This is a genomic window from Pseudomonas sp. KCJK9058 (genome assembly GCF_046230975.1).
Taxonomy (GTDB): domain Bacteria; phylum Pseudomonadota; class Gammaproteobacteria; order Pseudomonadales; family Pseudomonadaceae; genus Aquipseudomonas; species Aquipseudomonas alloputida.
Window position 1 is genome coordinate 1 of sequence record NZ_JBJJLR010000015.1, and the last position, 13,754, is coordinate 13,754.

A 13,754-nucleotide genomic window follows, 5' to 3' on the forward strand; every position below is an offset into this window, starting at 1 on the left:
AGATGGCACGGGCTTCGCCCGTGTTCGCGGGCAAGCCCGCTCCCACAGGGAAGGCGCCAGCTTTTAGAAATTGAGCAAGACAGTTGCTCCCACATGGACCGCGCTCCCACTAGGCAGGGGCAGGGTTCAAAGCTCGCAGACCAGGGTTCCAGTACCGGCCAGGATGTTCTCCAGGGTTTCCTTCACTTCATCCATGTCACTCAGCTCGCTGGTCAGGTTGATTTCCAGTGCTTCATCCCCCTTCAGCGCGTCCCGGTCGCCGGCCGCCACTTCGATCAGCAGGCGCTTGGCGCTCAGGGTCACTTTAAGGCCATCCAGCGTCGACGGCTCGTCATCCAGCGTCAGGTCGACGGTGTCCTCGTCCGGGTAACGGGTAAGCAGGAACATCTGACCCTTGTCGCTGTGGCAGCACAGGGTCGCCATGTTGTCTTCCTCGTCATCGCAAGGGGTGGCGAACAGCAGGGCGGTGTTGATTTGCATGAGCAGGCTCGGGTCAAAGGAAACGGAAGGGAATTCTGACAGTCTTGCGTACAGGCATAAACGTAAAGTTACCGCCCCTTGACCGAAATTGTCGCAGCGCTGCAAGCGTAGATGACCGATCAGTCGTTAAGCTTCGGCGAGCTCTGGGCGTGCCTGCGCACGTTCAACGTCTGGTTTTTACCGTCCGTCATGCCACGGGTTGGCTATCGTTGATCCGTACACGGCGCACGCAGCGACGCTTCAATTATTACAAAGCCCAAGCGGAGTACCACAGATGGCGTTCTTCACCGCAGCCAGCAAAGCCGACTTCCAGCACCAACTGCAAGCGGCCCTGGCGCAGCACATCAGCGAGCAGTCCCTGCCACAAGTGGCGCTGTTCGCCGAGCAGTTCTTCGGCATCATCTCTCTGGACGAACTCACCCAGCGCAGGCTTTCCGACCTGGCCGGCTGCACCCTGTCAGCCTGGCGCATCATCGAGCGTTTCGACCCCGAATACCCGCAAGTGCGGGTGTACAACCCTGATTACGAACGCAATGGCTGGCAGTCGACCCATACCGTGGTCGAAGTGTTGCACCATGACTTGCCGTTCCTGGTCGACTCGGTGCGTACCGAGCTCAACCGCCGTGGCTACAGCATCCACACCCTGCAAACCACCGTGCTCAGCGTGCGCCGTGGCGCCAAGGGCGAGCTGTTGGAACTGCTGCCCAAGGGCACCCAGGGCGAGGGCGTGCGCTACGAGTCACTGATGTACCTGGAGATCGACCGCTGCGCCAATGCCGCCGAGCTGACAGTGCTGACCCGCGAGATCGAGCAGGTGCTGGCCGAGGTACGGGTGGTGGTGGCCGACTTCGAGCCGATGAAGGCCAAGCTGCGTGAAGTGGTGGCGCAGGTGGAACAGACCGGCTTTGGTCCTGCCCAAAACGAGAAGGGCGAAGTCAAGGCCTTCCTCGAGTGGCTGCTGGATAACCACTTCACCTTCCTGGGCTATGAAGAATTCACCGTCAAGGGCGACGCCGATGGCGGCCAGATGGTCTACGACGAGCAGTCGTTCCTCGGCTTGCCGCGCCGGCTGCGTGTGGGCCTGACCGCAGAAGAGCTGCGCATCGAAGACTACGCTGTGGCCTACCTCAACGAGCCGCTGCTGCTGTCGTTCGCCAAGGCTGCGCTGCCCAGCCGCGTGCATCGCCCGGCCTACCCGGACTATGTGTCGATCCGCCAGCTGGACGCCGACGGCAAGGTCATCAAGGAGCACCGCTTCATGGGGCTGTACACCTCGTCGGTGTATGGCGAAAGCGTGCATGCCATTCCGTACATCCGCGTGAAGGTGGCCGAAGTCGAGCGCCGTTCGGGCTTCGATCCCAAGGCCCACCTGGGCAAGGAACTGGCCCAGGTGCTGGAAGTGCTGCCGCGCGACGACCTGTTCCAGACGCCGATCGACGAGCTGTTCAGCACGGTCATGGCAATCGTGCAGATCCAGGAGCGCAACAAGATCCGCGTGTTCCTGCGCAAAGACCCGTATGGCCGCTTCTGCTACTGCCTGGCCTACGTCCCGCGGGAAATCTACTCCACCGAAGTGCGGCAGAAGATCCAGCAGGTGCTGATGGAGCGCCTGAAGGCCAGCGACTGCGAGTTCTGGACCTTCTTCTCCGAATCGGTACTGGCCCGTGTGCAACTGATCCTGCGGGTCGACCCCAAGAACCGTATCGACATCGACCCGCAGCAGCTGGAACGCGAAGTCATCCAGGCCTGCCGCTCGTGGCATGACGACTACTCGGCACTGGTGGTGGAGAACTTCGGCGAAGCCCAAGGCACCAACATCCTCGCCGATTTCCCCAAAGGCTTCCCGGCCGGATACCGCGAGCGCTTCGCCGCGCACTCGGCGGTGGTCGACCTGCAGCATGTGCTGAACCTGTCGGAAAGCAAGCCGCTGGCAATGAGCTTCTACCAGCCGTTGACCCAGGTAGGCGAGCGCATCCTGCACTGCAAGCTGTACCACGCCGACACCCCGCTGGCGCTGTCCGACGTGCTGCCGATCCTGGAAAACCTCGGCCTGCGCGTGCTCGGCGAGTTCCCGTACCGCCTGCGCCATGCCAATGGCCGCGAATACTGGATCCACGACTTTGCCTTCACCTACAGCGAAGGCCTGAGCCTGGACATCCAGCAGCTCAACGACACCCTGCAGGACGCCTTCATCCACATCGTCCGTGGTGATGCCGAGAACGACGCTTTCAACCGCCTGGTGCTCACCGCCGGCTTGCCGTGGCGCGACGTGGCCTTGCTGCGTGCCTACGCCCGTTACCTGAAACAGATCCGTCTGGGCTTCGATCTGGGCTATATCGCCAGCACCCTGAACAACCACACCGACATCGCCCGTGAGCTGACCCGGTTGTTCAAGACCCGCTTCTACCTGGCGCGCAAGCTTACCCAGGACGACCTTGACGACAAGCAGCAGCGCCTGGAACAGGCCATCCTGAGCGCCCTGGATGACGTGCAGGTGCTCAACGAAGACCGCATCCTGCGGCGCTACCTGGACTTGATCAAAGCCACCCTGCGTACCAACTTCTACCAGCCCGACGCAAACGGCCAGAACAAGTCGTACTTCAGCTTCAAGTTCAACCCCAAGCTGATCCCCGAACTGCCCAAACCGGTGCCAAAGTTCGAGATATTCGTCTATTCGCCACGCGTCGAGGGCGTGCACCTGCGCTTTGGCAACGTTGCCCGTGGTGGCCTGCGCTGGTCCGACCGCGAAGAGGACTTCCGTACCGAAGTGCTGGGGCTGGTGAAAGCCCAGCAGGTGAAGAACTCGGTCATCGTGCCGGTCGGCGCCAAGGGTGGTTTCCTGCCGCGTCGCCTGCCGCTGGGCGGCAGCCGTGACGAGATTGCCGCCGAAGGCGTGGCGTGCTACCGCATCTTCATTTCCGGCCTGCTCGACATCACCGACAACCTCAAGGACGGTGGCGTGGTGCCGCCGGCCAACGTGGTGCGCCATGACGATGACGACCCGTACCTGGTGGTAGCGGCCGACAAAGGCACCGCGACCTTCTCCGACATCGCCAACGGCATCGCTATCGACTACGGTTTCTGGCTGGGCGATGCTTTTGCTTCCGGCGGCTCGGCCGGTTACGACCACAAGAAGATGGGCATTACCGCGCGCGGTGCCTGGGTGGGTGTGCAGCGCCACTTCCGCGAGCGCGGCATCAACGTGCAGGAAGACCCGATCACCGTCATTGGTGTGGGCGATATGGCCGGCGACGTGTTCGGCAATGGCCTGCTGATGTCCGACAAGCTGCAACTGGTGGCCGCGTTCAACCACCTGCATATCTTCATCGACCCCAACCCGGAGCCCGCTTCCAGCTTCGCTGAACGCAAGCGCCTGTTCGACCTGCCGCGCTCGGCCTGGAGTGACTACGACACCAGCATCATGTCCGAAGGCGGCGGGATCTTCCCGCGCAGTGCCAAGAGCATCGCCATCAGCCCGCAGATGAAAGAGCGCTTCGCCATCGAAGCCGACCGCCTGACCCCGACCGAGTTGCTCAATGCGCTGCTCAAGGCCCCGGTAGACCTGCTGTGGAACGGTGGCATCGGGACCTATGTCAAGGCCAGTACGGAGAGCCACGCCGATGTCGGCGACAAGGCCAACGATGCGCTGCGGGTCAACGGTAACGAACTGCGCTGCAAGGTAGTGGGCGAGGGCGGCAACCTGGGCATGACCCAGCTCGGCCGCGTCGAGTTCGGCCTGAACGGCGGCGCCACCAACACCGACTTCATCGACAACGCCGGCGGCGTGGACTGCTCCGACCACGAGGTCAACATCAAGATCCTGCTCAACGAAGTGGTGCAGGGTGGCGACATGACCGAGAAGCAGCGCAACCAGCTGCTGGGCAGCATGACCGACGAAGTCGCCGGGCTGGTACTGGGCAACAACTACAAGCAGACCCAGGCATTGTCGCTGGCTGCCCGCCGCGCCCGCGAGCGGATTGCCGAGTACAAGCGCCTGATGGCCGACCTCGAGGCGCGGGGCAAGCTGGACCGTGCCATCGAATTCCTGCCGTCCGAAGAGCAGTTGGCCGAACGCCTGGCTGCCGGCCACGGCCTGACCCGCGCCGAGCTGTCGGTGCTGATCTCGTACAGCAAGATCGACCTCAAGGAGCAACTGCTCAAATCGCTGGTGCCGGACGACGACTACCTGACCCGTGACATGGAAACCGCTTTCCCGCCGTCCCTGGTCAGCAAGTTCGCCGAGGCCATGCGCCGCCACCGCCTGAAGCGCGAAATTGTCAGCACCCAGATCGCCAACGACCTGGTCAACAACATGGGTATCACCTTCGTCCAGCGCCTGAAGGAGTCGACCGGCATGAGCCCGGCCAACGTGGCCGGTGCTTACGTGATCGTACGCGACATCTTCCACCTGCCGCACTGGTTCCGCCAGATTGAGGCGCTGGACTATCAGGTGCCGGCAGAGATCCAGCTCACCCTGATGGACGAGCTGATGCGACTGGGTCGTCGTGCCACCCGTTGGTTCCTGCGTAGCCGCCGCAACGAACAGGACGCCGGGCGCGATACCGCGCACTTCGGGCCGAAGATTGCGCAGCTGGGTCTGAAGCTTGACGAGCTGCTCGAAGGCCCCACCCGCGAACGCTGGATGGTGCGCTACCAAGGCTTTGTCGACGCCGGTGTGCCGGAGTTGCTGGCGCGTATGGTGGCGGGTACCAGCCACCTGTACACCCTGCTGCCGATCATTGAAGCGGCCGACGTTACCGGCCATGAGCCTGCGCAGGTGGCCAAGGCATTCTTCGCCGTGGGCAGCGCGCTGGACCTGACCTGGTACCTGCAGGAAATCAGCAACCTGCCGGTGGAAAACAACTGGCAGGCGCTGGCGCGCGAGGCATTCCGCGACGATATCGACTTGCAGCAGCGGGCGATCACCATTTCGGTCCTGCAGATGGCCGATGCACCGCAAGACATGGATGCCCGCGTGGCGCTGTGGTCAGAGCAGCATCGGGGAATGGTGGAGCGCTGGCGCGCCATGCTCGACGACCTGCGCAATGCCACGGGCACTGACTATGCGATGTACGCGGTGGCCAACCGCGAGCTGGTCGACCTGGCCATGAGCGGGCAGGCAGCGGTGGTGCCGTCCTGAGCCTTGTGGTGAGGTAAAACAAAGCCCCGGCAGTGATGCCGGGGCTTTTTTTGTATGCCTGGGCTGGCCCTTTCGCGGGTGAACCCGCTCCTACACAGATGGGTGGTGGACACACATCGGGGGTTGGACGCAGCCCGTCGTGTAGGAGCGGGTTCACCCGCGAAGAGGCCGGCCCTGCTGGCCAATTTCCACCGGCCGTTCACCGTTGCCGCCGCTACCGTATTCGCGGGTAAACCCGCTCCTACAGGGGGGGCGGGGCTGTTACTTGAACCGTCTCTCCACGCCTTTTTCGACCAGGATCTTGGCGGAAATCTCTTCCACCGAAAAATGCGTGGAATTGATATTGGGAATGTTCTCCCTGCGGAACAGGCTTTCCACTTCACGCACTTCGAATTCGCACTGGGCAAAGCTGGAATAACGGCTGTTGGGCTTGCGTTCGTGGCGGATGGCGGTGAGGCGGTCGGGGTCGATGGTCAGGCCGAACAGCTTGCTGTGGTGCTTTTTCAGCACCGCCGGCAGCTGCAGGCGCTCCATGTCGTCCTCGGTCAGCGGGTAATTGGCGGCACGGATGCCGAACTGCATGGCCATGTACAGGCAGGTTGGGGTTTTGCCGCAACGCGACACGCCAACCAGAATCAGGTCGGCTTTGTCGTAGTAGTGGGTGCGTGCACCATCGTCGTTATCCAGGGCGAAATTCACCGCCTCGATGCGTTCCATGTAGTTGGAATTGCCACCAATCGAGTGGGATTTGCCCACGGAATACGACGAATGGGCGATCAATTCCTGCTCAAGTGGGGATAAAAACGAAGAAAAGATGTCGATCATGAAGCCATTCGACGTCGCCAGGATCTCGCGGATGTCCTGGTTGACAATGGTGTCGAAGATGATCGGGCGGACCCCATCCCGCTCGGCCGCAGCGTTGATTTGCTGGACCATGGCCCGCGCTTTGTCCGGCGAATCGATGTAAGGACGGGTGAATTTGTTGAAGGGAATGCTCTCAAATTGCGCGAGCAAACTCTGGCCCAGGGTTTCGGCAGTGATACCGGTGCCGTCGGAGATGAAGAACGCGGTTCGTTTCATTTGCGATCTGGGCCTTAAGCTGATGACGATTCTTGGATATGATAAGTTCGGTTTGCCGAATGCGGCTGTCGACATTCTGCCACATTTGCAGCGCCTATTTTCCAGGTACAGGCCACAAACGCCCGGCCAAGTCATAGAAGACAGGCGGGCGCCTTTTGAGCTTTTCCAACACAGTTAGTGGAGAGATCACCTTGGTAGAGTACGTAGTTTCCCTCGATAAGCTCGGCGTCCATGATGTGGAGCATGTGGGGGGCAAGAACGCATCCCTGGGCGAGATGATCAGTAACCTCGCCGGTGCCGGCGTGTCGGTGCCGGGCGGCTTTGCCACTACGGCTCAGGCGTACCGTGACTTTCTCGAGCAGAGTGGGCTGAACGACCGCATTCACGCCGCGCTCGACGCGCTGGACGTTGACGACATCAATGCCCTGACCAAGACCGGCGCGCAGATTCGCCAGTGGGTCATGGAAGCCGAATTCCCGCCACGCCTGGATTCGGAAATCCGTACGGCCTTCGCCGAAATGGCCGCCGGCAACGACAACATGGCCGTTGCCGTGCGTTCCTCGGCTACCGCTGAAGACCTGCCGGACGCCTCGTTCGCCGGCCAGCAGGAAACCTTCCTCAACATCCGCGGCGTCGATAACGTGATCCGCGCGGCCAAGGAAGTGTTCGCTTCGCTGTTCAACGACCGCGCCATCGCCTACCGCGTGCACCAGGGCTTCGACCACAAGCTGGTGGCCCTGTCTGCCGGCGTGCAGCGCATGGTCCGCTCGGAAACCGGCACTGCCGGGGTGATGTTCACCCTCGATACCGAGTCGGGCTTCCGCGACGTGGTGTTCATCACTGGCGCCTATGGCCTGGGCGAAACCGTCGTACAGGGTGCAGTCAACCCTGACGAATTCTACGTGCACAAGAACACCCTGCAGGCCGGCCGCCCGGCCATCCTGCGCCGTAACCTGGGCAGCAAGGCGATCAAGATGATCTACGGCGACGAGGCTAAGGCCGGTCGTTCGGTCAAGACCGTCGAAGTCGACCGCGCCGAGCGCGCACGCTTCTGCCTGACCGATGCCGAGGTCAGCGAGCTGGCCAAGCAGGCCATGATCATCGAGCAGCACTACCAGCGCCCGATGGACATCGAGTGGGCCAAGGACGGTGACGACGGCAAGCTGTACATTGTCCAGGCCCGCCCTGAGACGGTGAAGAGCCGTTCCAGCGCCAACGTCATGGAACGCTACCTGCTCAAAGAGAAAGGCACCGTGCTGGTCGAAGGCCGTGCCATTGGCCAGCGTATCGGCGCCGGCAAGGTTCGCGTCATCAACGACGTCTCGGAAATGGACAAGGTCCAGCCGGGCGACGTACTGGTCTCCGACATGACCGACCCTGACTGGGAACCGGTGATGAAGCGCGCCAGTGCCATCGTCACCAACCGCGGTGGCCGTACCTGCCACGCGGCGATCATCGCTCGTGAGCTGGGCATCCCGGCGGTTGTCGGTTGCGGCAACGCTACCCAGGTGCTGAAAGACGGCCAGGGCGTGACCGTTTCCTGTGCCGAAGGCGACACCGGCTTCATCTTCGAAGGTGAGCTGGGCTTCGACATCAAGCAGAACTCGGTCGATGCCATGCCGGAACTGCCGTTCAAGATCATGATGAACGTCGGCAACCCGGACCGCGCCTTCGACTTCGCCCAGCTGCCCAACGCCGGTGTCGGTCTGGCACGCCTGGAGTTCATCATCAACCGCATGATCGGCGTGCACCCCAAGGCGCTGCTGAACTATGCGGGCCTGCCTGCCGACCTGAAAGACAGCGTCGACAAGCGCATTGCCGGCTACAACGACCCGGTCGGCTTCTATGTCGAGAAGCTGGTCGAGGGTATCAGCACCCTGGCGGCGGCCTTCTACCCGAAAAAGGTCATCGTGCGCCTGTCGGACTTCAAGTCCAACGAGTACGCCAACTTGATCGGCGGCAAGCTGTACGAGCCAGAAGAAGAAAACCCGATGCTGGGCTTCCGCGGTGCGTCGCGCTACATCAGCGAATCGTTCCGTGACTGCTTCGAGCTCGAGTGCCGTGCACTGAAGCGTGTGCGCAACGAAATGGGCCTGACCAACGTCGAGATCATGGTGCCGTTCGTGCGCACCTTGGGCGAAGCCAGCCAGGTTGTCGACCTGCTCGCCGAAAACGGCCTGGCCCGTGGCGACAACGGCCTGCGCGTGATCATGATGTGCGAACTGCCGTCCAACGCCATCCTCGCCGAAGAGTTCCTGGAATACTTCGACGGCTTCTCGATCGGCTCCAACGACCTGACCCAGCTGACCCTGGGCCTGGACCGTGACTCGGGCATCATTGCCCACCTGTTCGACGAGCGTAACCCTGCGGTGAAGAAGCTGCTGGCCAACGCCATTGCCGCCTGCAACAAGGCTGGCAAGTACATCGGCATCTGCGGCCAAGGCCCATCGGACCACCCGGACCTGGCCAAGTGGCTGATGGAGCAGGGCATCGAAAGCGTCTCGCTGAACCCGGACTCGGTACTCGAGACCTGGTTCTTCCTGGCCGAAGGCCAAGGCGCGGCCTGATGCAGTAAAACGCGGGGGGACGTCTGGCGTCCTCCTGCCTGGTTTTTTCCAGGGCGAGCTCCAGCAATGGACCCCGCCCTTTTTTGTGCACCAAGCAACCTTATGCAAAGCAGCAGCACTCTATTCCCCGTGGCCCTGCTCAGTGCCGAGCGCCGCGGCGATCTCAGCGAAGACGTGTATCGGATCAAGGCCGGTAATGGCCCGGACCCCAGCGTCGAGCTCGCCATCACCCGTCTGGGGCTGGCCGACCAGGTTCAGGCCCAAGGCGTGCCGGTCATTCTCCTGCACGGCAGTTTTTCCAATCGGCGTTTCTGGTATTCGCCCAAAGGGGTTGGCCTGGGCGCCTACCTTGCGCGCGCCGGTTTCGATGTCTGGATCCCGGAAATGCGAGGCCATGGCTTGTCGCCGCGCAACCTTGCCTGGAAGCACAACAGTGTTGCTGCCTACGCCCGTGATGACCTGCCGCTGATCAACGCCTTCGTGCGCGAGCAATCGGGCCAGGCGCCGCACTGGGTGGGCCATTCGCTGGGGGGGACGACATTGGCGGCAGCACTGGGTGGCGGCTTCCTGGAGCCTGGGCAAGTCGCCAGTGTGGCGTTGTTCGGTACCCAGATCAGCCGTGTCTATTGGCCATTGAAAGTGCCGCCGCTGGCTTGGGGCGCGAAGCTGGTGCTCAAGCGTTGGGGACAGATATCCGGGCCACGTTTCAAGCGTGGGCCTGAAGACGAGCCGATAGGCCTCGCCTTGGAGAGCATGCGCTGGCACGGCCTGTTCGGGCGCTTTGGCGACAAGCAGAACGATTGGTGGGCAGGGCTGGCTGAAGTGGATGTACCGCTGCTGGCAGTGGCCGGTGCAGGGGACTTCCAGGACCCGGTGTGGGCCTGTCGCAAGCTGTTCGAGCAGTTGGGCGGCGAGCGCAAGCAGTTCCTGCGGCTGGGTCGTGAAGAAGGTTTCGAGGCCTTTGGGCATGTCGACATGCTGGTGAGCAAGGCCGCGCAGGTGCAGGTGTGGCCGCTGGTGGAGCGCTGGCTGCGCAACCCGCTGCTGCCGGTGCATGCGTCCACTGTCGTTGCGGAACCTGTGCCTGCCAGCTGAGTTTGCTGTACCTGTCATGGCCTCTTCGCGGGTGAACCCGCTCCTACACAGATTGGTGGAGGACGCACATCGGGGGTTGGACACAGGCCGTCGTAGGGGCGGGTTTACTCGCGTAAGGGCCGGGCCTGCTGGCCAATTTCCACCGGCCGTTCACCGTTGCCGCCACCACCGTATTCGCGGGTAAACCCGCTCCTACACCGGATTGGTGGTGGACACACATCGGGGGTTGGACACAGGCCGTCGTAGGGGCGGGTTTACCCGCAAAAGGGCCGGGCCTGCTGGCCAATTTCCACCGGCCGTTCACCGTTGCCGCCACCACCGTATTCGCGGGTAAACCCGCTCCTACACCGGATTGGTGGTGGACGCACATCGGGGGTTGGACACAGGCCGTCGTAGGGGCGGGTTTACCCGCGAAAGGGCCGGGCCTGTTGGCCAATTTCCACCGGCCGTTCACCGTTGCCGCCACCACCGTATTCGCGGGTAAACCCGCTCCTACACCTGGATAACGGCGCGTTCCTGTGCCGGAACGGGTCACGCGTGGAAGGCCCGGTGCAGGATGAATACAAATGACTGCCCGGTCCCGGATGACTGCGACAGCCTCCAAGGTGTAGCCTTGGCCGATAACCGCTTTCGTTGTGACTGACAGGAGCTTCCCATGCAGCATTACGTAACGCCCGACCTGTGTGACGCCTACCCGGACCTGGTACAAGTGCTGGAACCGATGTTCAGCAATTTCGGTGGCCGCGATTCGTTCGGTGGCCAGATCGTTACCATCAAGTGTTTCGAGGACAATTCGCTGGTCAAGGAGCAGGTCGAACTCGACGGCAAGGGCAAAGTGCTGGTGGTCGATGGCGGGGGGTCGCTGCGCCGTGCGCTGCTGGGCGACATGCTCGCCGAAAAAGCCGCAAAAAACGGTTGGGAAGGCTTGGTGATCTACGGCTGTGTGCGTGATGTCGACGTGCTGATCCAGACCGACGTTGGCGTGCAGGCCCTGGCCAGCCACCCAATGAAGACTGACAAGCGCGGTATTGGCGATCTCAACGTGGTGGTGACCTTCGCCGGGGTCACCTTCCGCCCGGGTGAGTATGTGTATGCCGACAACAATGGCGTGCTGGTCTCGCCGAGCCCGCTGAAAATGCCGGAGTAATGCGCAGCACGCGCTGATGGAGCTTTGATGTTCGAGGAAGACAACGCGCAGTGGGGGCTGGTGCATGCCCTGGTGCTCGATGGCAAAGGCGGCGCGCGTTCTATTGCCCGTACCGAACTGGACGACCTGCAGTTGCAACCCGAGCAGAGCCTGTGGCTGCACTGGGATCGCAGCCATCCGCAAACCCGCTCCTGGCTGCTGCACGACAGCGGCCTGAGCGAGTTCGCCTGCGAGCTGCTGCTGGAAGAAAACACCCGGCCGCGCCTGCTGCCCATGGCGGACGAACAGCTGTTGCTGTTCCTGCGGGGGGTCAACCTCAATCCGGGTGCCGAGCCCGAAGACATGGTTTCGGTACGCATCTTCGCCGAGGCGCAGCGGGTCATCTCGCTGCGCCTGCGGCCGTTGCGCGCCAGCGATGAAATTCTCCAGTTGCTGGAACAGGGCAGGGGACCGAAATCGGCCTCGGAACTGTTGTTGTTGATGGGTGAGTTGCTCACCGAAAAGGTCCAGGGCCTGGTCAGCGACCTGGCCGAGCTCGTCGACCTGGAGGAAGAAAAGGTCGAATCCGACGAGCGGTATGCCCCGGAGCAGGGCAGCCTGCAGCAGATCCGCCGCCGTGCCGCTGGCTTGCGCCGCTTTCTCGCCCCGCAACGGGAAATCTACGCGCAGTTGTCGCGCAGCAAATGGAGCTGGTTCGCCAATGCCGACGCCGATTACTGGAATGAACTCAACAACAGCCTGATCCGCTACCTCGAAGAGCTGGAACTGGCCCGCGAACGCGCTGCGCTGGTGCTGGAAAGCGAGGATCGGCGGCGCAGCGAGCGGATGAACCGCACCATGTACCGCTTTGGCATCATCACCTGCATCTTCCTGCCCATGAGCTTTGTCACCGGGCTGCTGGGCATCAATGTCGGCGGCATCCCCGGGGCGGAAAACCCTTTGGGCTTCCTGTTCGCCTGCATTGTCGTGCTGGGGTTGGCCGCAGGGCAGTGGTGGCTGTTCCGGCGGTTGCGATGGGTATAGCGGTGCAATTTGAAACCTTCGTGCCAACAGGATGTGTGACCCGTCGCCCGGCCGTCTCGTCTCTTGCTGACACTGCGCGAGGTGCCCATGCACGATCCGTTTGAAGAATCCCTGCGCGACCTGCTCAAGGCGTCACCCTCCGGCAATGACCGGGACGACCGGGACGACGCCGCTTGCCTGGGTCGCGTGCTGAAAACCGCCAACCGCCAGGTTGGCGCGGGTGATCTGTTCAGCCTGCTTGGCCGTTGGAGCCAGGCGCTGCTGATTGCCGTGAACAATGGCTCGGCGCATGTTGCGCCGGTGCGTCGACACTCTTCCCGCAACGCTGCCACCGGCAGCAAAGCAGATAAGGCCGATTGAATATGGAACTCGATCTCTGGACCCAGAGCCTGGTCACCGCGATGACTGCCCTTTGGACCAAGGTAGCGAACTTCATCCCCAACCTGTTCGGCGCGCTGGTCGTGGTGCTGCTCGGTTTCGTGGTGGCCAAGCTGCTCGACACGCTGCTGTCCAAACTGTTGGCCAAATTTGGCCTGGACCGCCTGATGGCCGGTACCGGCCTCACCAAAATGCTCGGTCGGGGCGGCATCCAGGTGCCAATCTCGACCCTGATCGGCAAGATCGTCTATTGGTTCGTGCTGCTCATCTTCCTGGTCTCGGCCGCCGAATCGCTGGGCCTGGAGCGGGTTTCGGCAACCCTCGACATGCTCGCCCTGTACTTGCCCAAAGTGTTCGGCGCGGCCCTGGTGCTGCTGGCCGGCGTCCTGCTGGCGCAGGTGGCCAATGGTCTGGTGCGTGGCGCTGCCGAAGGTATCGGCCTGGAATACTCGGCAGGCCTGGGGCGTATCACCCAAGGCCTTGTGATCATCATCAGCATCTCGGTGGCCATCAGCCAGCTGGAAGTGAAAACCGACCTGCTGAACCACGTCATCGTTATCGGGCTGATTACCGTTGGTCTGGCCGTTGCCTTGGCCATGGGCCTTGGCAGTCGCGAAATCGCCGGGCAGATCCTGGCCGGCATCTACGTGCGCGAGCTATACCAAGTGGGCCAGCAGGTGCGGATTGGAGAGGTCGAAGGGCATATCGAGGAGATCGGTACGGTGAAGACGACGCTGCTGACCGATGATGGCGAACTGGTGTCGCTGTCTAACCGCGAACTGCTTGAACAGCGCGTCAATAGCCGCTAACCGCACAAAAGCTGTTAATGTATGCCGCCGCGAAA

At 62.3% G+C, this 13,754-nt stretch carries 9 protein-coding genes; 7 read left to right on the forward strand and 2 right to left on the reverse strand.

Annotated elements, in window-relative coordinates; genetic code table 11:
* Nucleotides 1-126: 126 nt before the first annotated feature.
* A complete protein-coding gene (locus tag ACK59Z_RS10785) occupies nt 127-480 on the reverse strand; it encodes a hypothetical protein (RefSeq protein ID WP_003248629.1) in 354 nt (117 codons plus the stop codon).
* 274 nt (nt 481-754) lie between these two features.
* Here ACK59Z_RS10785 and ACK59Z_RS10790 point away from each other — a divergent pair, with 274 nt between their 5' ends.
* Nucleotides 755-5,620 (forward strand): NAD-glutamate dehydrogenase, encoded by a 4,866-nt coding sequence (locus ACK59Z_RS10790; RefSeq protein WP_004576879.1) that lies wholly within the window; start codon nt 755-757, stop codon nt 5,618-5,620.
* Between the two features lie 261 nt (nt 5,621-5,881).
* Here the strand turns inward: ACK59Z_RS10790 and ACK59Z_RS10795 are convergent, their stop codons facing one another.
* Complete coding sequence (locus tag ACK59Z_RS10795; protein ID WP_003248634.1) at nt 5,882-6,700, reverse strand: pyruvate, water dikinase regulatory protein; 819 nt, start codon at nt 6,698-6,700, stop codon at nt 5,882-5,884.
* Nucleotides 6,701-6,891: 191 nt separating this feature from the next.
* Between ACK59Z_RS10795 and ppsA the strand changes: the two genes are divergently transcribed.
* The 6 genes from ppsA (at nt 6,892) to ACK59Z_RS10825 (ending at nt 13,719) form a co-directional block, all read left to right on the forward strand.
* Complete coding sequence (gene ppsA / locus ACK59Z_RS10800; protein WP_003248638.1) at nt 6,892-9,267, forward strand: phosphoenolpyruvate synthase; 2,376 nt, start codon at nt 6,892-6,894, stop codon at nt 9,265-9,267.
* A 102-nt stretch (nt 9,268-9,369) separates the two neighbouring features.
* On the forward strand, nt 9,370-10,362 hold the full coding sequence (locus ACK59Z_RS10805) for an alpha/beta fold hydrolase (protein WP_014753965.1): 993 nt from the start codon (nt 9,370-9,372) through the stop codon (nt 10,360-10,362).
* Nucleotides 10,363-11,017: 655 nt separating this feature from the next.
* Nucleotides 11,018-11,509, forward strand: a complete 492-nt coding sequence (rraA, locus tag ACK59Z_RS10810; RefSeq protein WP_003248652.1) for a ribonuclease E activity regulator RraA — start codon at nt 11,018-11,020, stop codon at nt 11,507-11,509.
* 27 nt (nt 11,510-11,536) lie between these two features.
* Nucleotides 11,537-12,532: a zinc transporter ZntB gene (locus ACK59Z_RS10815; RefSeq protein ID WP_108191535.1), complete on the forward strand. Its 996-nt coding sequence runs from the start codon at nt 11,537-11,539 to the stop codon at nt 12,530-12,532.
* Between the two features lie 87 nt (nt 12,533-12,619).
* Nucleotides 12,620-12,892, forward strand: coding sequence for a hypothetical protein (locus tag ACK59Z_RS10820; protein ID WP_014591816.1), 273 nt, complete (start codon nt 12,620-12,622; stop codon nt 12,890-12,892).
* Nucleotides 12,893-12,894: 2 nt separating this feature from the next.
* Nucleotides 12,895-13,719 carry a mechanosensitive ion channel family protein gene (locus tag ACK59Z_RS10825; RefSeq protein ID WP_003248659.1) on the forward strand — a complete coding sequence of 275 codons (825 nt, stop codon included), beginning with the start codon at nt 12,895-12,897 and terminating at the stop codon, nt 13,717-13,719.
* The last annotated feature ends 35 nt before the right edge of the window (nt 13,720-13,754 follow it).